The sequence below is a fragment of the Paenarthrobacter sp. 10L420 genome, from assembly GCF_056395385.1.
This window is the reverse complement of the sequence record NZ_JBFTJK010000013.1, coordinates 62534-79783: the sequence shown is the minus strand read 5'-3', so window position 1 is coordinate 79783 and position 17250 is coordinate 62534. Positions and strand designations below refer to the sequence as shown.

At 62.6% G+C, this 17250-nt stretch carries 19 protein-coding genes; 15 read left to right on the top strand and 4 right to left on the bottom strand.

Translation table 11 applies throughout. From position 1 onward, the window contains the following. Nucleotides 1–81: 81 nt before the first annotated feature. Both AC1DD5_RS17745 and AC1DD5_RS17740 read left to right on the top strand, forming a co-directional pair. Nucleotides 82–1425 (top strand): M16 family metallopeptidase, encoded by a 1344-nt coding sequence (locus AC1DD5_RS17745; RefSeq protein ID WP_477522292.1) that lies wholly within the window; start codon nucleotides 82–84, stop codon nucleotides 1423–1425. Nucleotides 1426–1526: 101 nt separating this feature from the next. Further along, nucleotides 1527–1988, top strand: coding sequence for a DUF1579 family protein (locus AC1DD5_RS17740; RefSeq protein ID WP_477522291.1), 462 nt, complete (start codon nucleotides 1527–1529; stop codon nucleotides 1986–1988). A 49-nt stretch (nucleotides 1989–2037) separates the two neighbouring features. On the opposite strand, the gene AC1DD5_RS17735 is transcribed toward AC1DD5_RS17740, so the two are convergent. Then, nucleotides 2038–2331 carry a hypothetical protein gene (locus tag AC1DD5_RS17735; RefSeq protein ID WP_442017043.1) on the bottom strand — a complete coding sequence of 98 codons (294 nt, stop codon included), beginning with the start codon at nucleotides 2329–2331 and terminating at the stop codon, nucleotides 2038–2040. Between the two features lie 116 nt (nucleotides 2332–2447). On the opposite strand from AC1DD5_RS17735, the gene AC1DD5_RS17730 reads away from it, so the two are divergent. After that, entirely contained in the window at nucleotides 2448–3563 is a 1116-nt protein-coding gene (locus AC1DD5_RS17730; RefSeq protein ID WP_477522290.1) for a helix-turn-helix transcriptional regulator, read from the top strand. On the opposite strand, the gene AC1DD5_RS17725 is transcribed toward AC1DD5_RS17730, so the two are convergent. Together AC1DD5_RS17725 and moaA are read right to left on the bottom strand one after the other, a co-directional pair. After that, nucleotides 3560–3826, bottom strand: a complete 267-nt coding sequence (locus tag AC1DD5_RS17725) for a MoaD/ThiS family protein (protein WP_442017045.1) — start codon at nucleotides 3824–3826, stop codon at nucleotides 3560–3562. The two genes, AC1DD5_RS17730 and AC1DD5_RS17725, sit on opposite strands and share 4 nt — an antisense overlap. Before the next feature lie 4 nt (nucleotides 3827–3830). Next, complete coding sequence (gene moaA / locus AC1DD5_RS17720) at nucleotides 3831–4955, bottom strand: GTP 3',8-cyclase MoaA (protein WP_477522289.1); 1125 nt, start codon at nucleotides 4953–4955, stop codon at nucleotides 3831–3833. A 193-nt stretch (nucleotides 4956–5148) separates the two neighbouring features. On the opposite strand from moaA, the gene AC1DD5_RS17715 reads away from it, so the two are divergent. The 9 genes from AC1DD5_RS17715 (at nucleotide 5149) to AC1DD5_RS17675 (ending at nucleotide 12806) form a co-directional block, all read left to right on the top strand. Beyond that, complete coding sequence (locus AC1DD5_RS17715) at nucleotides 5149–5880, top strand: response regulator transcription factor (RefSeq protein ID WP_477522315.1); 732 nt, start codon at nucleotides 5149–5151, stop codon at nucleotides 5878–5880. Further along, nucleotides 5867–7081 carry a sensor histidine kinase gene (locus AC1DD5_RS17710; protein ID WP_477522288.1) on the top strand — a complete coding sequence of 405 codons (1215 nt, stop codon included), beginning with the start codon at nucleotides 5867–5869 and terminating at the stop codon, nucleotides 7079–7081. The genes AC1DD5_RS17715 and AC1DD5_RS17710 overlap by 14 nt, the downstream gene beginning before the upstream one ends. Next, nucleotides 7078–8664: a molybdopterin-dependent oxidoreductase gene (locus tag AC1DD5_RS17705; protein ID WP_477522287.1), complete on the top strand. Its 1587-nt coding sequence runs from the start codon at nucleotides 7078–7080 to the stop codon at nucleotides 8662–8664. Before AC1DD5_RS17710 ends, AC1DD5_RS17705 begins: the two co-directional genes overlap by 4 nt. A 71-nt stretch (nucleotides 8665–8735) precedes the next feature. Beyond that, a complete protein-coding gene (locus AC1DD5_RS17700; protein WP_477522286.1) occupies nucleotides 8736–9968 on the top strand; it encodes a molybdopterin molybdotransferase MoeA in 1233 nt (410 codons plus the stop codon). Further along, nucleotides 9956–10534 (top strand): cyclic pyranopterin monophosphate synthase MoaC, encoded by a 579-nt coding sequence (gene moaC, locus AC1DD5_RS17695; RefSeq protein WP_477522285.1) that lies wholly within the window; start codon nucleotides 9956–9958, stop codon nucleotides 10532–10534. The genes AC1DD5_RS17700 and moaC overlap by 13 nt, the downstream gene beginning before the upstream one ends. Continuing rightward, the gene (locus AC1DD5_RS17690; RefSeq protein WP_442005784.1) at nucleotides 10531–11034 is read left to right on the top strand and encodes a MogA/MoaB family molybdenum cofactor biosynthesis protein; all 504 of its coding nucleotides are present in this window, start codon (nucleotides 10531–10533) and stop codon (nucleotides 11032–11034) included. The genes moaC and AC1DD5_RS17690 overlap by 4 nt, the downstream gene beginning before the upstream one ends. After that, entirely contained in the window at nucleotides 11024–11479 is a 456-nt protein-coding gene (locus tag AC1DD5_RS17685) for a molybdenum cofactor biosynthesis protein MoaE (RefSeq protein ID WP_442005785.1), read from the top strand. The genes AC1DD5_RS17690 and AC1DD5_RS17685 overlap by 11 nt, the downstream gene beginning before the upstream one ends. 75 nt (nucleotides 11480–11554) lie before the next feature. Then, entirely contained in the window at nucleotides 11555–12313 is a 759-nt protein-coding gene (dapB, locus tag AC1DD5_RS17680) for a 4-hydroxy-tetrahydrodipicolinate reductase (RefSeq protein WP_442005786.1), read from the top strand. Nucleotides 12314–12317: 4 nt separating this feature from the next. Beyond that, nucleotides 12318–12806: a hypothetical protein gene (locus AC1DD5_RS17675; protein ID WP_442005787.1), complete on the top strand. Its 489-nt coding sequence runs from the start codon at nucleotides 12318–12320 to the stop codon at nucleotides 12804–12806. Here the strand turns inward: AC1DD5_RS17675 and AC1DD5_RS17670 are convergent. After that, nucleotides 12782–14017 (bottom strand): heparan-alpha-glucosaminide N-acetyltransferase domain-containing protein, encoded by a 1236-nt coding sequence (locus AC1DD5_RS17670; protein ID WP_477522284.1) that lies wholly within the window; start codon nucleotides 14015–14017, stop codon nucleotides 12782–12784. The two genes, AC1DD5_RS17675 and AC1DD5_RS17670, sit on opposite strands and share 25 nt — an antisense overlap. A 215-nt stretch (nucleotides 14018–14232) precedes the next feature. On the opposite strand from AC1DD5_RS17670, the gene AC1DD5_RS17665 reads away from it, so the two are divergent. From AC1DD5_RS17665 to AC1DD5_RS17655, 3 genes are all read left to right on the top strand, one after another. Continuing rightward, entirely contained in the window at nucleotides 14233–14544 is a 312-nt protein-coding gene (locus AC1DD5_RS17665) for a hypothetical protein (RefSeq protein ID WP_442005789.1), read from the top strand. Nucleotides 14545–14618: 74 nt separating this feature from the next. Further along, a complete protein-coding gene (gene dapA / locus AC1DD5_RS17660) occupies nucleotides 14619–15530 on the top strand; it encodes a 4-hydroxy-tetrahydrodipicolinate synthase (protein ID WP_223936573.1) in 912 nt (303 codons plus the stop codon). A 27-nt stretch (nucleotides 15531–15557) separates the two neighbouring features. After that, nucleotides 15558–17249, top strand: coding sequence for a ribonuclease J (locus AC1DD5_RS17655; protein ID WP_477519036.1), 1692 nt, complete (start codon nucleotides 15558–15560; stop codon nucleotides 17247–17249). The last annotated feature ends 1 nt before the right edge of the window (nucleotide 17250 follow it).

Here is a 17250-nt window from a genome sequence, read left to right as displayed (position 1 = left end):
AGCAGTATCCGGCGGGGCCGGTGGGCTTGAAAAAGCACCACCGGCCCTTCCGGCCTTAACTCGAAAACCTGAAAGGTCTTAATGACTGTCGTACCCTTGCCGTTGGAGCAGACCCTTCCCGGCGGCGACCTGATCCATGGTGCCGAGGGCGGTTCCGTCGTACGGCGATCGGTCCTTCCTGGCGGCGTTCGCGTGCTCACCGAGGCAATGCCCGGGCAGCGTTCGGCCACCATCGGATTCTGGGTGGCAGTCGGTTCCCGCGATGAAGCCGATGGCCAGCATGGTTCCACGCACTTCCTGGAACACCTCCTGTTCAAGGGCACCAAGCGTCGCACCGCCTTGGAAATCGCTTCAGCTTTTGATGAGGTGGGCGGCGAGTCCAACGCTGCGACTGCCAAGGAGAGTACCTGCTACTTTGCCCGGGTGCTTGATTCGGATCTGCCGATGGCCATCGACGTCATCGCGGACATGATCACCGGGGCTGTCCTGGATCCGGCGGAGCTGGAACAGGAACGGGACGTCATTCTTGAAGAAATCGCCATGGACAGCGATGACCCAACAGACGTAGCCCACGAAAAATTCGTTGCGGCTGTACTCGGCAGCCACCCGCTCGCGCGTCCTATTGGTGGTACACCGGACGCTATCAAGGCGGTAGCCAGGGACTCGGTCTGGGAGCACTATCAGCGCTATTACCGTCCGGAAGAACTGGTCATCACCGCGGCTGGCGGTTTGGACCATGACGTCGTCTGCGATCTCGTGCAGAAGGCGTTGGAAGCTGCAGGCTGGCAGTTGGATCCGGAAGCAGCTCCGGTAGATCGTCGGGCCACCAACCGCGCCGTGATCACGGGCACGTCCGGCCTTCACGTGGTCAAGCGCCCCGTGGAGCAGGCCAATATCATCATGGGTTGCCCCACTATCGTGGCAACGGATGATCGCCGATTCGTCATGAGTGTGCTCAATGCGGTGCTGGGCGGGGGAATGTCTTCCAGGCTTTTCCAGGAGATCCGCGAGAAGCGCGGCCTCGTCTACTCCACGTATTCCTTCACCGCCGCCTACGCCGATGCCGGCTATTTCGGCATGTATGCGGGCTGCACGCCGTCAAAAGTGCGCCAAGTGCTCGATCTCCTTGGTGTTGAGTTGGACAAGCTCGGCAAGGAGGGCATCACTGAGGAGGAACTCCGGAAGGCCGTGGGACAACTCAGCGGCGGCATCGTCCTCGCCCTCGAGGACACGGGCTCACGTATGTCCCGCCTGGGCCGGGCAGAACTCGTTTCCGGGGAGTTCCAGGATATTGACGAGACATTGGCACGGATCAAGGCGGTCACTGTGGACGAAGTCCAGGAACTCGCCCAGGAACTTGCCGCAGCTCCCCGCACGATCACCGTCGTCGGGCCGTTTGAAGAAAGCGAAACCTTCGGTCTATAGGAGACGGCGCGTTCAGCTGGTCTACCATCTCTGGACTCACGCACGGTAAACAGGGCAGCATGATCATACGATCATGCTGCCCTGCTCACATTGGAGTCGTGATGGATCTGCCCCGCAAAGGACATGCCGCAGGACTGCTGAAAGACTTCATCGGACATTGGCGGGGCATCACGGAAATAGCACAGTCTGCATGGGGTGCGGCGCGCACTGCGGAGGCCGAAGCCGTTTTCACAGAAGCCGCGGGGGGCTACGCCGTCGTGCAGAGCTACCGGCACCGTGAACCGGATGGAACGCACTTTGAAGGGCACGGGATGTTCACCGTGGATCCCGCCCATGGGGACACGCTCTGGTATTACGTGGACAGCATGGGCCGGCCGCCAACTGCCCCGGTGCGCGGCACATGGCATGACGGGACGCTGACGGTGGAACGGCGAACGCCGGAGGGGGTAGCCCGGCACACCTTTCGTGTTGAAGATGGCGTCCTGGTGCACACCGCGGAACTGCGGCTCGAGGGCACAGCCGAGTTCAGTCCCTTGCTCAAGAGTGTGTTCCGGAAAACCTGACGGCGGCACGAGGAATGTGCCGAGGACTCCGGCCAGGCAGGAACTGGCGTCAATAGGTTCCCGTGTACACCGTTTCGGCTATCCGCGTCTTTGGTGCGCCTTGGAGGGCCGGGGCGTTGGCTGGGGAGCTCCAGACAGATGCGTGCAGTCGCTCAACCATGTCCGTTGCCTGCTCTGCACGCTCGAAATCCATTTCAACCAGCACGTAGCGGGGATCCTCCATGGGCGTCCCCACCCGGAACTGCTTTACTCCTGAGGCGGCGCGGTCCAGGGGGTCACGGTCGAAGGCGGCTTTCCACTGGGTAAAGTCCTTGATTCCGTGTTCGATGTACAGGGTGTACATGGCATTCCCTCCTGTGTGGTTCACGTTGGTGCTGCCAGCTTAGGTGCCGATGACAGGCGCCGATATCCCAGATTCATGGGGGTCCGGAAGCGCCGGCAGCGGCGCATACTGGCTGCATGGCCAGCACATGGGCAACCCACCGGACACGGGAACGGATTGAGGACTTGTTTCTCGCCGCTGGGGATGACCACGCCCTTCGCGAGGCTGCCGTGGTGGAGCTCCGGCACGCGGTGGGCTTCAGCGCTTTCGTCTGGCCGCTTACTGATCCCGAGTCGGCAACCGGTGTTGCGCCCATGGCGGCGGTGCCGTGCCCCAACGAAGTGCCGCTGGTCATCAAAGCCAGATATGCCAGCCGAATAAACCGCTGGACAGTCCTGTCCGAAGCCGAACGGCCGGCTGCCTCACTCTTTGCGGCCACAAATGGAGATCCCGCCCGACACCCGCTCTGGGACACCATCCTCCGCAGCTACGGAGTGGGAGACATAGCGTCACTGGCATTGGCGGACCAGCACGGTATCTGGTCATGGCTTGATCTCTGGAGGGAGGACACAGATCCTGCGTTCAGCGAGGAGGAGCTCGACTTCCTTGTTTCGCTCGCGCCAGCAATGACCCGCGGACTGCGCCGCAGCCGCGCCCGGCAATTCGCCGCATCTCCTGTTGGGTCGAAAGGGTCCATGCCCGCCCAAGCGGTTCTTGTCATGGACGAAGACATGCAGGTCCTCGGGCAGACAAGCAGCGCCAGCAACTGGTTATCACTTCTGCAACGGGCGCCCCGGCCCCACGCCGGAATCCCGGCAGAGGTATACAACGTGGTGGCGCAGCTGTTGGCCAAGGAAGCACATATAGACAATCGTGCGTCTGCAGCCAGAATCCATGTCGGTGGAGGGCAGTGGGCCTCCTTGCGGGCCGCCCGGATGGAAAGTCCCACTCACTCGCCAAATGGTCCGGCCATCGCCGTCACCATCCAGGAGTGCCTGCCCGCAGCCCGGCTTGGCGTGTTCGTTCGGGCCTACGGATTGACGGCACGGGAAAGGCAGGCCTTGGCTCTGTTGGCTGTAGGCATGGAGAACGAGGTCCTCGCCGGCCGGATGCGGATCTCGCCCCTCACCGCACAGGATCATTTCAAGAGCATCTTCGCGAAAACCGGAATGCACAGTCGTGCCGGCGTCCTGGCATTGGCACTCGGAAGCGCCGCAGCCGGTGAATCCACGTTTGTTGACTCCGCCGTTTAGCCGCCTGCGAACGGAGGAAGGACGTCGATAACGTCCTCGGCACCCAGGGGAGCAGAAGGGTCTCGAACCGCAATTTCGTTCCTGAGGAAGCTGCTGCGGGCCACGATGCGCGCAAGCGTTGGCGTCCCATCCGGAGGCAGAGGACGTTCGACGGCGAGGGCAGCTTCCAGCAACGCCTCGAGGCTGGATCCTTCCGGGAGCGGGTGGATCTCCTCTTCTACACCTGCAGCGGCGCGTGCGGCAGCGAAGTAACGTACAAGCAAGGGTTCAGCCTCCGATTGCGCTCATACTGCGGTCCGGCTGCACGAAGTCCGGTGCGCCGAGGCCGGTGTGGTCCATGCCGTGGGCTTTGGGTTTGACCCACATGGCGTCCTGCCAACGTTGGGCAAGCTCGTCATCCGTTGCGCCCTGGCGAAGCAGTCCAAGGAGGTCGAACTCCTCACGGGAGAAAAGGCAACTCATGATCTTGCCTTCAGCGGTAATGCGGGTCCGGCGGCAGTCTGAACAGAACGGTTCGGTGACCGATGCGATGATACCGACTGTACCGAGGACCGGCCCTGTGGCTTCATCGGTTGCCTGGTCCCGGCGTCGTACTTCAAAACGTTCGGCAGGGGCACCGTCGCGTTCCCGCGGATCCCGGCTGAGGACAAAGTCCTTGGACAGCAGTTCCCGGATTTCAGCCGCAGTGATCATGTTGCGCCGGGTCCACCCGTGGTCCGCGTCCAGCGGCATCTGCTCGATGAAGCGGAGTTCGTATCCACGGTCCAAGGCCCAGGCGAGGAGGTCCGGAGATTCGGCATCGTTGATGCCCCTCATCAGCACGGCATTCAACTTGACCGGACCAAGACCGGCAGCCCAGGCGGCGTCCACGCCGGCGAGGACACGGTCCAGGAAAGGCCGGCGCGTGAGCTTGGTGAAGGTTTCTTCGTGAAGCGAATCAAGGGAGACGTTGATCCGGGTGAGACCCGCGGCCTTGAGGGCAGCGGCCTTCTTGTCCAGGCCCACGCCGTTGGTGGTCATCGAAATGGGAAGTTCGGGGTGCTCGTCCCGAATGCCTGCTATGACGTCCACCAGGTCCGCCCGGACCAACGGCTCACCGCCGGTGAGGCGCAGTTCCCGAACGCCCAGGGCGTTAACGCCTACACGCACAATCCGAATGATTTCGTCTTTGGTCATCACCGCCTGCTTGGAGAGCCATTCCAAACCTTCGGCGGGCATGCAGTACGTACAGCGGAGGTTGCACTTGTCCGTCAGGGACAGGCGCATATCAGTCGCCCGGCGGCCGTAGCGGTCCCACAAGCCCGTGGGCGTCCCAGCCGGACGCGGCGGCGGAACAGGGCCGCCTGCAGCGCTGCCCGAAGGAGGCACAGGCATGCCTAGCTGAACACTCATGAATTCAGGCTACGCCACCATGGCGTGAAGAGTGATACCGGCTACATTCCGGTTCACTCATCGGACGCTTCGTTCAGGTGCCCAGGGCCATGCCCGTGGGGTGGGCAGTTCTTACGGAATGCGTACATTCGCCCGGAAGTGGCCCGTATCCGGTGCCGGGCAGCGCCGGCGTACCTATGCTGAAAGCGTGAGCATGCAATCGGCATCATCAGCGGCAGAGCCTGGCAATCGCCGCATCCTCCTCGTCGAAGACGAGCAGACCATTGCCGATGTTGTCCGCGACTATCTCCTGCAGGCCGGATTCCAAGTGGACATGGCCGGGGACGGGTTCACGGCACTCAGGCTCGCCGCGATGCGCCAGCCGGATCTGGTGATCCTGGACCGTATGTTGCCAGGACTGGACGGTGTGGAAGTGTGTCGCCGGCTCCGCCAAAGCATGAGCGTGCCGGTCATTATGGTGACGGCGCTGGGAACCGAAGATGACCGCATCCTGGGTTTGGAGATGGGCGCGGACGATTACGTCACCAAGCCGTTCTCGCCGCGCGAGCTTGTCCTTCGCGTCAAATCCGTGCTGCGCCGCAGCGTCAAGGAATTCTCTCCCGAACCACCTGTCGAACTGGCAGGCTTTGAACTGGATCCCGCATCCCGGACCGTCACTCACCTTGGAGCGCCGCTGACGTTGACAGTGCGTGAATTCGATCTCCTTGCCTTCATGCTGCGCAGGCCCAACCAGGTCTTCAGCCGGGAAGAACTCATCAAGGCAGTCTGGGGCTGGGACTTTGGCGATCTTTCCACCGTGACCGTCCATGTACGGCGCCTCCGCGAGAAGATCGAGGACAACCCCACCAAACCTGAGCTCCTCAAGACGGTTTGGGGCGTTGGTTACAGGTTCGACGCCAAGGAGGATGGCCATGGAGGGTACTGAGCTTGCCACCATCCTTGCCTGGGTGCTCCTGTGGGCAGTGGTTATCGGCGCCATCACGCTGCTGCTGTTACGCGTCCTCCGGCGTGCCTCGGTGCTGGCCCAGATCTGCCTGGTTGTGGTGGCTACCGTGGCAGTCCTCGTGGCAGGCATGGTCAGCGCTTTCAACGCCATGTTCATTTCTGCCCGGGACCTTGAGGTCATGTGGTACATCCTGGCCATGGCTTCAGCAGTTGCAGTGGCGCTATCGCTCGTACTGGGAGCCGGGGTATCCCGGAATGCGGCGCGCCTTGTAGCCGTGGCCAGGAGACTCGGACGGGGCGAAACCCTGGACCACAACAGTATGGATGGAAAGCGGGCCGAGCCTGCCATGACCTCGGAACTCGCTGAACTGGCCCAGGAACTGGAGGCCAGCAGCCGAAACCTGGCGGAATCGCGGGCAAGGGAAGCCGCCATCGAAACCGCGCGGCGCGAACTCGTCTCGTGGATTTCGCACGACCTCCGCACCCCACTTGCCAGCATGCGCGCCATGACCGAAGCCCTCGAGGACGGCATGGCCGCCGACGTCCCGGAGTATTACCGGAAGATCATCGGGCAGACCGAACAAATGACCGCCATGGTCAACGACCTCCTGGAATTGTCCAAGATCCAGGCCGGAAGCCTTCGCTTGCGTGCCGAATCGCTGGACCTCTATGACCTTGTCAGCGATGCGTTGTCCGATCTGGCGCCGCTGGCCGCCCAACGCGGCATTAGGCTCACCGGCGGCGGAGACCGCGAATGCATGGCAGTAGCAGACGGACCCAGCATGGCCCGGGCTGTCCGGAACGTGCTGCTCAACGCGATTATTTACAGCAGGCCGGACACCGAGGTACACATCAGCGTTGGGCGTGACAACGGAAACGCTGTGGTCGCCGTGGAAGACCACTGCGGGGGCATCCCGGAGGAGGACCTTCCCCACCTGTTCGAAACCGGCTGGCAAAAGGACCCTTCTCGGGGGAGCCCGTCGGGAGCACAGGGAAGCTACACAGGGGCAGGAATCGGATTAAGCATGGTGTCCGGCATCGTGAAAGCCCACGGGGGAGCTGTGAACGTGGAAAACGTCGACGGCGGTTGCCGGTTTGCGCTGTCGCTTCCGGCTGGCTCCCTTCCGGAGGGCTCCCTTGCGGCAGGATCTGCCGTGGATCGCCAAGGAGGCGCAGCATGAGAAAGCCTGGATTCTGGGCGGCGGTTGCCGGGGTGGCCGCCGGGGCAGCAGGCATTGCTGCAGGCGAGTTGAGCGCCGGCTTCCTCAGCCCCCTCGTTTCGCCGGTGACGGCCCTGGGCGGTGCCGTCATCGATTCCGTACCTCCCGGGGTGAAGGATCTCGCCGTGCAGCTCTTCGGGACGGCGGACAAGATCGTGCTGGTCGCTTCCATCCTGATTGTGGCCGTGGTTCTGGCTGCCCTGGCCGGGATTCTGGAGCGCCGTCGAACCGGACTGGGACTTGTTCTGGCGGCCTTGGCAGGTGCGGCGGGCCTAAGCGCAGTCCTGACCCGTGCCCAAACAACACCGCAAGCCGCCATCGCGCCCATCGTGGCCGCCGTCGTCACCATGCTGCTGCTCCACATGCTGATTCGCCGGCTGGGCACCTGGGTGCCGCCGAGTGAAGCGTCATCCGGCGTGGTGCCATCTGCTGAAGCGTCAACAGCCAGTGCCTCACCCTCAGCGGAACCTGCCCCTCTGGCAAGGCGGAGCTTCCTGAACGCACTGGCGGTCACATCGATTGCGGCAGCTGTTGGCGGCGTTGTCACCAGTGTCCTCACGCGCGCGACAGCCGTGGCTTCCGGTTTCAGGGGCTCCTTGACGCTGCCAGCGCCATCGACAACCCAGCAGGCGATCCCTAACGGGGCTTCACTGCCGCTGGAAGGGATCAGCCCCTTGGTGACACCGAACCCTGACTTTTACCGTATCGACACTGCATTGACCGTTCCGGCCATCGACCCTCCAGCGTGGAAATTGAAAGTAACCGGAATGGTGGATCGAGAGATTGAACTCGACTTCGCGACGCTCCTCACCAAGCCCATGACGGAACGCCACATCACTATCGCGTGCGTGTCCAATGAAGTGGGCGGCGATCTCATCGGCAATGCCCTGTGGCTCGGCTGGCCTGTGCGGGAGCTCCTGGCCATGGCGGGTCCCAAACCAGGAGCGGACATGGTGCTGTCCACCAGCAACGATGGCTTTACAGCAAGTACGCCGCTGGAAGCGCTCACGGATGACCGCGATGCCCTCCTGGCCGTTGGCATGAATGGCGAGCCGCTGCCCCTGGAACATGGATTCCCAGTGCGGATGATCGTGCCCGGACTCTACGGCTTCGTCTCGGCAACCAAATGGCTCACCGAACTCAAGGTGACCCGATTCGCGGAGGATACCGCTTACTGGACTCCCCGTGGCTGGAGTGATCACGGCCCCATCAAGACGCAGTCCCGCATCGATGTTCCGCGCAGTGGCCGCACGGTCAAAGCAGGCAAAGTGCAGTTTGGTGGTGTCGCTTGGGCCCAGCACCGCGGTGTTGACCATGTGGAGCTCCGCGTCAACCGTGGTCCTTGGCGCCAGACGATGCTTGCACCGGGGATATCCACGGATACCTGGTACCAGTGGCAGCTGGGACTTGATCTCACGCCCGGCAACTATGAAGTCCAGGTGCGTGCCACTGACTCCACGGGCAAACCACAGACCGAAGACCGGACCCCGGTAGCTCCCGACGGCGCCACCGGGTACCACACCATCAACGTGAAGGTCACTTAAGGCCCTACTCTGGGTACGTCCGGATAATCTCCGGCCCCGAGCGTGACCACACAGCGTGACCACACAGGAGGATGTCCTTGCCCAGATCCGTTGCTGCCCATCGCGACGCCGTGGTGGAACTACTGAGCGGTCAAGCCGCGACCACGTCAACTGAACAGCTGCCGCTACTGGAAGCCCTGGGCAAGGCGCTCGCCGTCGACCTCCAGGCGCCACTTTCCCTGCCGCCCTTTGCCAACTCCCAAATGGACGGCTTTGCCGTCAACTCTGCTGACATTCCCGACGGCGGCGCGAAGCTGCGCGTGGCGGCACCGGTTCCAGCGGGGGCGGCTCCGGAGGCGTTGAAGCCAGGCTATGCCGTGCCCATCATGACCGGCGCCATGATTCCCGAGGGTGCCGACGCCGTGGTTCCCATTGAGCGGGCGCGTCCCAGCACTTTCCCGAATCCTGAGGCCAGGGACGTTGAGGTTGATCTGCCCGCCACTGCTCCGGGCACCTATGTTCGAAACGCCGGCAGCGACATCCAGGAAGGGGAGTTGGCCCTCCCCGCGGGGACCTGTTTAGGACCAGCGCAGCTCGGCTTGTTGGCCGCACTGGGGCTGACCGCCGTCGAAGTCCGCAAGCCATTGCGCGTCCTGCTGGTCACCACGGGCGATGAGGTCCTGGAACCGGGCCGGAACCTCACGCCCGGCAAGATCTACGACTCCAACGGAATCCTCCTGGAAGCATCCATGCGCCAAGCGGGTCTTGACGTGGTACGAAGCGGAATCTCCGATGACGATCCGGCACGATTGCTCGCAGTACTTCGCAACCACGTCGGAAGCGAAGACGGCAAGCACCCGGTGGATCTGATCGTGACCACCGGTGGCGTCAGCAAGGGGGCGTACGAGGTTGTACGCCAAGCCATGGCCACCCAGCATGTCGAGTTCCTCCCGGTGGCGATGCAGCCCGGAGGACCACAAGGAATCGGCCGCTTTGAAGGTGTTCCGTTCCTCGGCTTTCCCGGCAACCCTGTCAGCTGCCTTGTCTCCTACGAAATGTTCCTGCGCCCTGCCTTGTCGCTGATCCACGGTGTCCCGGCACCGCGGCCAGTACAGCGGGCACGCTTGGCAGAACCCCTGCGCTCACCCGAGGGCAAGCATCAAGTGCGCCGCGGAACACTCCTGCCCGACGGCTCCGTCCGAATGGAGGGCGGCGCAGGAAGCCACCTGATGCATTCCTTGGCGCGCTCCAATGCCCTTGTGCACATTCCCAGCGACGTCACGGAACTCGCGGAGGGAAGCGAAGTGGAAGTATGGATGCTGTGAAAGAAACTCCCACGAACACGTCCGGCAACACGGGCGGCCTGACCCATCTCCGGCAGGACGGAACTGCCCAGATGGTGGATGTCTCCGAGAAAGCAGTCACCACCCGTGAGGCCACCGCGACCGCCACGGTGCGCAGCACTGCCGAAGTCCTGTCCCTCCTCGGCGCCGGCGAACTCCCCAAGGGCGACGCGCTCGCAGTAGCACGGGTGGCAGGAATTATGGCCGCCAAGAAGACACCCGAACTGATCCCGCTGTGCCATCCGTTGCCCATTTCCAAGGTCACCGTGGATTTTGAGCTCGGAGCCGACTCGATCGAAGTACTGGCGACCGTGAAGACCCGGGGCGTCACCGGCGTCGAAATGGAAGCTCTCACGGCCGCCTCAGTGGCCGCCCTGAGTGTCTACGACATGATCAAGGCTGTGGACAAGCATGCAGTGCTGACGGACATCCAGGTGCTGGCAAAAAGCGGTGGCAAGAGTGGGGATTGGACGCACGGCGACTGGAACCGGGGCAGCGCAGCCCCGGAATCCGCCCCGGAATCCGCCCCGGAAGGAGTCCAAGCATGAGTGCGTGCGAACCCAACGCCCATGGGCCGAGGAAGGCCGGCGTCGTTATCGCCTCCACCCGTGCGGCAGCGGGAATCTACGCCGACGAAACCGGCCCCGTCATCATGGACTGGCTCAAGGAGCATGGCTTTGATGCCTTCCCCACCATGGTGGTGCCGGATGGTGAGCCCGTTGGCGCGGCTTTGAGGGCGCTCCTGACGCAGCAGCCCGCTGTCGTCATCACCAGTGGTGGAACGGGCCTGAGCCCGGACGACCAGACGCCGGAAGTGACGTTGCCGCTGCTGGATCGCGAGATTCCGGGCATTATGGAAGGCATTCGGCGGGCGGGCACTGCAAAGACGCCCATGGCAATGCTGAGCCGTGGGCACGCAGGAGCAGCGGGAAAGACATTCATCATTAATTTGCCCGGCTCCCCGAAGGGCGTCATGGATGGATTAACTGTCCTGGATCCGGTGATCGGGCACCTTTGCGATCAATTGGAAGGAAGCCATGGGCACTGAAACAGACTTTGAAGTTGTTAGCGCGGTCCTGAGCGCCGAGCCTATCTCCGTTGACCAGGCAATTGCCGCGGTGGAGTCTGACACCGCCGGGGCAGTAGTCAGCTTCAGCGGCGTGGTGCGCAACCACGATTCCGGTAAGCCCGTGGACCGCCTGAGCTACAGCGCCCATCCCACAGCGCACCGGATCATGTCCGACGTCGTCGCGCAGCTGGTCGCGGAGCACTCCGGCGAAGCAGAGCAACCGGTCAGGATTTGGGCCGCGCACAGGATTGGGATGCTGGAGATCGGTGATCCCGCGCTGGTGTGTGCCGTTGCGGCCGCCCACCGGGGCCAGGCGTTTGCCGTTTGTGCGGAACTCGTGGACCGGGTCAAAGCGCAGGTGCCCATTTGGAAGGAACAGTTCTTCAGCGACGGCACCGTGGAATGGGTCGGGGCCGGGGAGTAAGCGGGAACGGCCCAGGAGAGTAAGCGCGGAGTCACGGTTCCTGCCCTACCCCGGCCCGGCGGTAGGGTTAAAGGCATGACCGAACAACTTGCCGTTGCAGTGCTGGGCGCCCACGGGCGCATGGGAATTGAAGCCGTGAAGGCTGTTGAAGCAGCCGACGATATGAAGCTGGTAGCAGCTCTCGGTCGCGGCGATTCCCTGCAGACACTGCTCGACACAGGTGCCAAGTACGTTGTGGACCTGACTGTTCCTGACACTACCGAGGCCAACGTGCGCTTCGCGGTTGAGCATGGCATTCATGCAGTGGTTGGGACCACGGGTTGGGATGGACAACGTCTTGGATCGTTGCGAACCCTCTTGGAACAGAAGCCGGAAACGGGCGTTCTGATCGCCCCGAATTTTGCTTTGGGTTCTGTGCTGGCGTCGGCGTTTGCGGCGAAGGCTTCGCAGTACTTCGAGTCCGTGGAGATCATTGAACTGCATCACCCGAACAAGGTAGACGCTCCTTCAGGTACGGCCGTGCGTACGGCACAGCTGATTGCCCAGGCCAGGCAGGAAGCCGGTGTGCCAGCAAGTCCCGACGCTACGGAAACGTCCCTGGACGGCGCCCGGGGCTGCGACGTGGAGGGTGTACGCGTCCACAGCGTGCGGCTCCGCGGGCTGGTGGCGCACCAGGAGGTGCTCTTCGGCGGGCCTGGTGAACAGCTGACGTTGCGCCATGATTCCTTCGATCGTGCCTCGTTCATGCCTGGTGTCCTGCTCGGGCTTCGCAAAGTTGCGGACCACCCAGGCTTGACCGTGGGCCTGGATGGCTACCTGGACCTGGGGCTCTAGGACCATGGGAACTCTTTGGGAGTCTGTGAAGAAGAACCGCACCAAAATCTGGGTTGGTGCCATCACCTTGCTGTTGGTGCTGTATCTGGTGGTTTCCCTCCAGCGGTCCATCCTGTTGCTTGGTGATCCCAATCTGGTGGCAAAGGGCATCGGCGCTGCTTACCTCGTTTTGCCCATGATTGGCGCTTGGGCGCTCATTCGTGAGCTGTTGTTTGGCGCGAGAACCGAACAGATGGCCAAGGTTTTGGAAGCCGAGGGCGGACTGCCTGTGGATACCCTGCCGCGCACGCCCGGTGGCCGCATTGTCCGTGCGGCCGCGGACGCCGAGTTCGAAAAGTACCGTGAGGAGGCCGAGGCAGCGCCGGGGGATTGGCGTTCCTGGTTCCGGTTGAGCTGTGCCTACGATGCCTCTGGAGATCGCAAACGTGCCCGCGCTTCCATGCGCGACGCCGTGAAACTGTTCCGTTCTCAGCCCACGGCAGCCGGGCGGTAACTGCCCAAACGCGAGGCCTGGTGTGCCAGCCACTCCAGAGGTCCCCGGCGTCGGAAGAGGGCAAAGCACACGCCGATGCTTACGGCGGCCAGCGCCTGTGTCCAATACATTCCTTCGTCGGTCCACCCCACTGGCAGTGGCTTGTTGTGGAAACCGGAGACCACCCACACGTGGAGTGAATACAACGTGAGGGTCATGGCACCCGGACCGCTGAGGAGTATGAGGAAGTTGACCTTGATGCGTTCGGCCAGCGTGCCGAGCATCAGGAAGAACCCGACGACGGCGGCCGCCACCCCGCCGGTATGAAGCAGGTCCAGGGTGGTGCCGGCATGTGGTGCCGCGCTTGCCAGCCACCACCACGAATCCACCTGTTGCAATCCGGTCAGGTTCACTTGGAGCATGCTCTCGAGCGGGTATCCCCGTGTTCCGGGAAGTGCTTCGAGGGCGGCGCGACCGCCCCATACCTCCATGGCCAGGGTTCCTGCGATTTTCGCCAAAGCGGCCACGGCGAATCCGCAGGTGAAGAGCAGCAACTGGACGTTCGCCGTCGTGAGCGCCAAACGTCCGATCGCCAGTCCGATCAGCAAATAAGCGATCCACTGGAACACGGGGTAGTAGCCAGTGAAGAACAGGTCCGCGACAAGGCGTCCCGGCGTCTCCAGGTCCTCGCTGTTTGGATTGTGGCCCAACTGCAGGGGAGGGGTGGCGTCGAGAAGCCACGGGCGGACGAGGTAGGCGATCAGGGGTGACACCAGGACCCAGCCGAGCGCCCACAAGAAGAGCGCTTTCAGTCGCAATCCCAGAAACGGCAGGATGCACAGGAACAGGACGGCATAGTGCACCAGGATGATCGCGATGTTGACGTCCAGACCCCCAAGAGTCAGCCCGACGACGGCAATCACCAAGGCCCGCATCGCAACACCGCTTCTGGCCGCCCAGAGGTCCATGCCTTGGCGCGGCTCTTGTTTCCCGGTGGTGAGTGCCAACCCGATTCCGGCGAGGACTGCGAACAGCGCAGCGGACCTGCCCGAGAAAACCAGTCCCACCCAGGTGGGTTCCCACTGGGGGGAGGGGCCGAAGGTCGGCATCAGATGCGTGGCCATCATTCCCAACAGGGCCAGGCCGCGGGCGGCGTCAATGCCCGTGAGGCGGGTGGAGACTTTGCGTCCCCTGGGCACCTTCCGGGCTGGCGCCGTCTCTTGCGAAGTCATGCTGCGATCGTCTCACAAGCGCCTATGGCGCCGCTGTGATGCGGGTTGGAAGCATCTTCGCGGCAGGTGGCTCATGGCGGAATTGCGCGCGGCTCCGGCTCAAGGGCCTTGTCTTCGAATATATGTTCGAATAACATGGCTGCATGAACGATGCTCCAAGTCCTCTGCCTCCAAATCCTCGGCCTCAAAATCCTCGGCAAGGCCTCCACGGACCCATGAAGGCGATGAGTCCGGGTGTGGTCGACTTCCTCTTCAGGCAACTCGTGGCAGGCGAGCCGCCAGAGGACGTCCAGTGGCGCAGCGAGGGCACGGTCCTGATCGAGCAACCGCCGGGTGCTGAGCTTGCACGTCGCCTGGCTGAAACAGACCTTGAAGCCCTCACACCAAGGGAACTCTTCGACTACGTCCGCGCTTCCCAACGCTTGGTTGCGTGGGCGGAACAGCTGAAGGAAAAAGCGGTGGCGCAGTATTGCTCGGAGGGGACGGCGAGTTCGGAGGGGACGCTGAAGACGCCCAAGCCCGCATAGTCAGCAGTGCCGATGACGACCATCACGTGGAACCCATTCCCGGAACATGGCCGTGACAAGGTAACGTTTTTCTTATGTCTGACTCCCGCGCCCACATTCCCGCACTTGGTACCCTGTTGACCGCCATGGTCACCCCGTTCACCGAGGATGGCAAGGTCGACTACGACCAAGCTGCAGCATTGGCGGAGAAGCTGGTCCAGGACGGTTGCGACGGACTCGTGGTCACCGGTACCACTGGAGAGACCTCAACCCTTACTGACGAAGAAAACCTCGGCATGTTCCGTGCGGTCAAGGAAGCCGTGGGGGGCAAAGCTGCCATCATTGCCGGAACCGGCACCAACGATACCGCGCACTCGGTGCACCTGTCCCAGCGTGCGGCCCAGATTGGCATCGACGGCCTTCTGATCGTCACTCCTTACTACAACAAGCCCAGCCAGGCCGGCGTTCGGGCCCACTTTGAGACGATTGCGTCCTCTACGGACCTGCCGGTCATGCTCTACGACATCCCCGGACGCTCTTCCATTGCCATCGCTCCCGAGACCATGATTGGGCTTGCGAAGCACCCGAACATCGTGGCCGTGAAGGACGCGAAGGCGGACTTCGCCGCAGCCACCCGCGTCATGGCCGAGACCGATTTGGTCTTTTACTCCGGCGACGACGGCCTCACACTGCAGTGGATGGCGCTCGGCGCGGTAGGCCTCGTGGGCGTAACCACGCACGTGGCCACCCGACGTTTCCGCGAACTCATTGACGCTGTCAATGCCAATGACCTCGCCAAGGCGCGGGCCATCAACTTTGAACTGGAACCCGTAGTGCGTGCAACCATGACGCGGGTCCAAGGCGCTGTAGCCGCCAAGCAGATTCTCAAGTGGCAGGGAGTCCTGCCCAACTCGGTTGTCCGTTTGCCCCTCGTGGAGCCGGACGAGGCCGAGATCCAAACCATCCGCGGGGATTTGGCGGAAGCCGGAATGGACTTCAACGTCTAGGACGGTTCCGCCGGAAAGAAGCACAATATGACCCAAACAGCCCTTCCTGGACTGGTTACTCCGCCGAAACTGCCGCAAGGCACACTGCGGATTGTTCCGCTGGGTGGACTGGGGGAGATAGGCCGCAACATGGCGGTCTTCGAAATCGACGGCAAGTTGCTGATCGTTGACTGCGGCGTACTTTTTCCCGAGGAAACGCAGCCCGGCGTTGATTTGATCCTTCCCGACTTCTCTTACATCGAGGACCGGCTGCAGGATGTTGTTGGTGTGGTGCTCACGCACGGCCACGAAGACCACATCGGTGCTGTTCCCTATCTGCTGCGCCTCAAAGCGGACATCCCCCTGATCGGCTCCCAGTTGACGCTGGCCTTGGTGGAGGCGAAGCTCCAGGAACATCGGATCAAGCCCTACACGCTGACCGTTACCGAGGGCCAGGTGGAGCAGTTCGGCCCGTTCGAATGCGAATTCATCGCAGTGAACCACTCGATCCCGGACGCCTTGGCAGTCTTCATCCGCACCGAGGGCGGCACTGTCCTGCATACGGGCGACTTCAAGATGGACCAACTGCCCTTGGACGGCCGCATCACCGACCTCCGTCACTTCGCCCGCCTGGGCGAAGAAGGAGTGGATCTCTTCATGGCAGACTCCACGAACGCCGACGTTCCCGGGTTCACTACCGCGGAGAAGGAGATCGGCCCCACGCTTGATCGATTGTTCGGGCAGGCGAAGAAGCGCATCATCGTGGCTTCTTTCTCTTCCCACGTTCACCGCGTCCAGCAGGTTCTCGACGCTGCAGCCAAGCACGGCCGCAACGTTGCCTTCGTGGGCCGTTCCATGGTTCGGAACATGGCCATCGCGGCCAAACTGGGCTACCTTGACGTGCCCAACGGGATCCTGGTGGACATCAAGAACATTGACAACCTCCCCGATGACCGGGTGGTCCTCATGTCCACCGGCTCCCAGGGCGAGCCCATGGCGGCACTATCTCGCATGGCCAACGGCGACCACCGCGTGGTTGTCGGCCAGGGCGACACCGTGATCCTGGCCTCCAGCCTCATCCCAGGCAACGAGAACGCCGTGTTCCGCATCATCAACGGCTTGCTGAAGCTCGGTGCCGACGTGATTCACAAGGGAACGGCCAAGGTTCACGTGTCCGGACACGCAGCTGCCGGCGAATTGCTGTACTGCTACAACATCCTTGAGCCCCTTAATGCGATGCCCGTCCACGGTGAAACGCGTCACTTGATTGCCAATGGAAATATCGCCGAAGAATCCGGGGTGCCCTCCGACGGCATCATCCTTAGCGATAATGGCACCGTTATTGACCTGAAGGACCACAAGGCCAACATCGTTGGTCAGGTAGAGGTCGGCTTTGTTTATGTGGACGGTTCCAGCGTGGGTGAAATCACCGATGCGGATCTGAAGGACCGGCGTATCCTCGGCGACGAAGGCTTCATCTCCATCATCACGGTTATTAACCGGACCACCGGCAAGATCGTCTCCGGACCGGAAATCCATGCACGTGGCGTAGCGGAGGATGACGCCGTCTTCGACGAAATCATTCCCAAGATCAACGCCGCGTTGGAAGAAGCTGTGCTCAACCACGCAGACCACACCAACCACCAGCTGCAGCAGGTAGTGCGCAGGATCATCGGAACATGGGTGAACCGGAAGCTTCGTCGCCGTCCCATGATCATTCCGGTGGTCCTGGAGGCGTAGT

What these genes read in the sequence shown, in the direction of transcription:
- AC1DD5_RS17745 (WP_477522292.1), top strand. Translation starts at nt 82, where the DNA reads ATGACTGTCGTACCCTTGCCGTTGGAGCAGACCCTTCCCGGCGGCGAC.
- AC1DD5_RS17740 (WP_477522291.1), top strand. Translation starts at nt 1,527, where the DNA reads ATGGATCTGCCCCGCAAAGGACATGCCGCAGGACTGCTGAAAGACTTC.
- AC1DD5_RS17735 (WP_442017043.1), bottom strand. Translation starts at nt 2,331, where the DNA reads ATGTACACCCTGTACATCGAACACGGAATCAAGGACTTTACCCAGTGG.
- AC1DD5_RS17730 (WP_477522290.1), top strand. Translation starts at nt 2,448, where the DNA reads ATGGCCAGCACATGGGCAACCCACCGGACACGGGAACGGATTGAGGAC.
- moaA (WP_477522289.1), bottom strand. Translation starts at nt 4,955, where the DNA reads ATGAGTGTTCAGCTAGGCATGCCTGTGCCTCCTTCGGGCAGCGCTGCA.
- AC1DD5_RS17715 (WP_477522315.1), top strand. Translation starts at nt 5,149, where the DNA reads ATGCAATCGGCATCATCAGCGGCAGAGCCTGGCAATCGCCGCATCCTC.
- AC1DD5_RS17710 (WP_477522288.1), top strand. Translation starts at nt 5,867, where the DNA reads ATGGAGGGTACTGAGCTTGCCACCATCCTTGCCTGGGTGCTCCTGTGG.
- AC1DD5_RS17705 (WP_477522287.1), top strand. Translation starts at nt 7,078, where the DNA reads ATGAGAAAGCCTGGATTCTGGGCGGCGGTTGCCGGGGTGGCCGCCGGG.
- AC1DD5_RS17700 (WP_477522286.1), top strand. Translation starts at nt 8,736, where the DNA reads ATGTCCTTGCCCAGATCCGTTGCTGCCCATCGCGACGCCGTGGTGGAA.
- moaC (WP_477522285.1), top strand. Translation starts at nt 9,956, where the DNA reads ATGGATGCTGTGAAAGAAACTCCCACGAACACGTCCGGCAACACGGGC.
- AC1DD5_RS17690 (WP_442005784.1), top strand. Translation starts at nt 10,531, where the DNA reads ATGAGTGCGTGCGAACCCAACGCCCATGGGCCGAGGAAGGCCGGCGTC.
- AC1DD5_RS17685 (WP_442005785.1), top strand. Translation starts at nt 11,024, where the DNA reads ATGGGCACTGAAACAGACTTTGAAGTTGTTAGCGCGGTCCTGAGCGCC.
- dapB (WP_442005786.1), top strand. Translation starts at nt 11,555, where the DNA reads ATGACCGAACAACTTGCCGTTGCAGTGCTGGGCGCCCACGGGCGCATG.
- AC1DD5_RS17675 (WP_442005787.1), top strand. Translation starts at nt 12,318, where the DNA reads ATGGGAACTCTTTGGGAGTCTGTGAAGAAGAACCGCACCAAAATCTGG.
- AC1DD5_RS17670 (WP_477522284.1), bottom strand. Translation starts at nt 14,017, where the DNA reads ATGACTTCGCAAGAGACGGCGCCAGCCCGGAAGGTGCCCAGGGGACGC.
- AC1DD5_RS17665 (WP_442005789.1), top strand. Translation starts at nt 14,233, where the DNA reads ATGAAGGCGATGAGTCCGGGTGTGGTCGACTTCCTCTTCAGGCAACTC.
- dapA (WP_223936573.1), top strand. Translation starts at nt 14,619, where the DNA reads ATGTCTGACTCCCGCGCCCACATTCCCGCACTTGGTACCCTGTTGACC.
- AC1DD5_RS17655 (WP_477519036.1), top strand. Translation starts at nt 15,558, where the DNA reads ATGACCCAAACAGCCCTTCCTGGACTGGTTACTCCGCCGAAACTGCCG.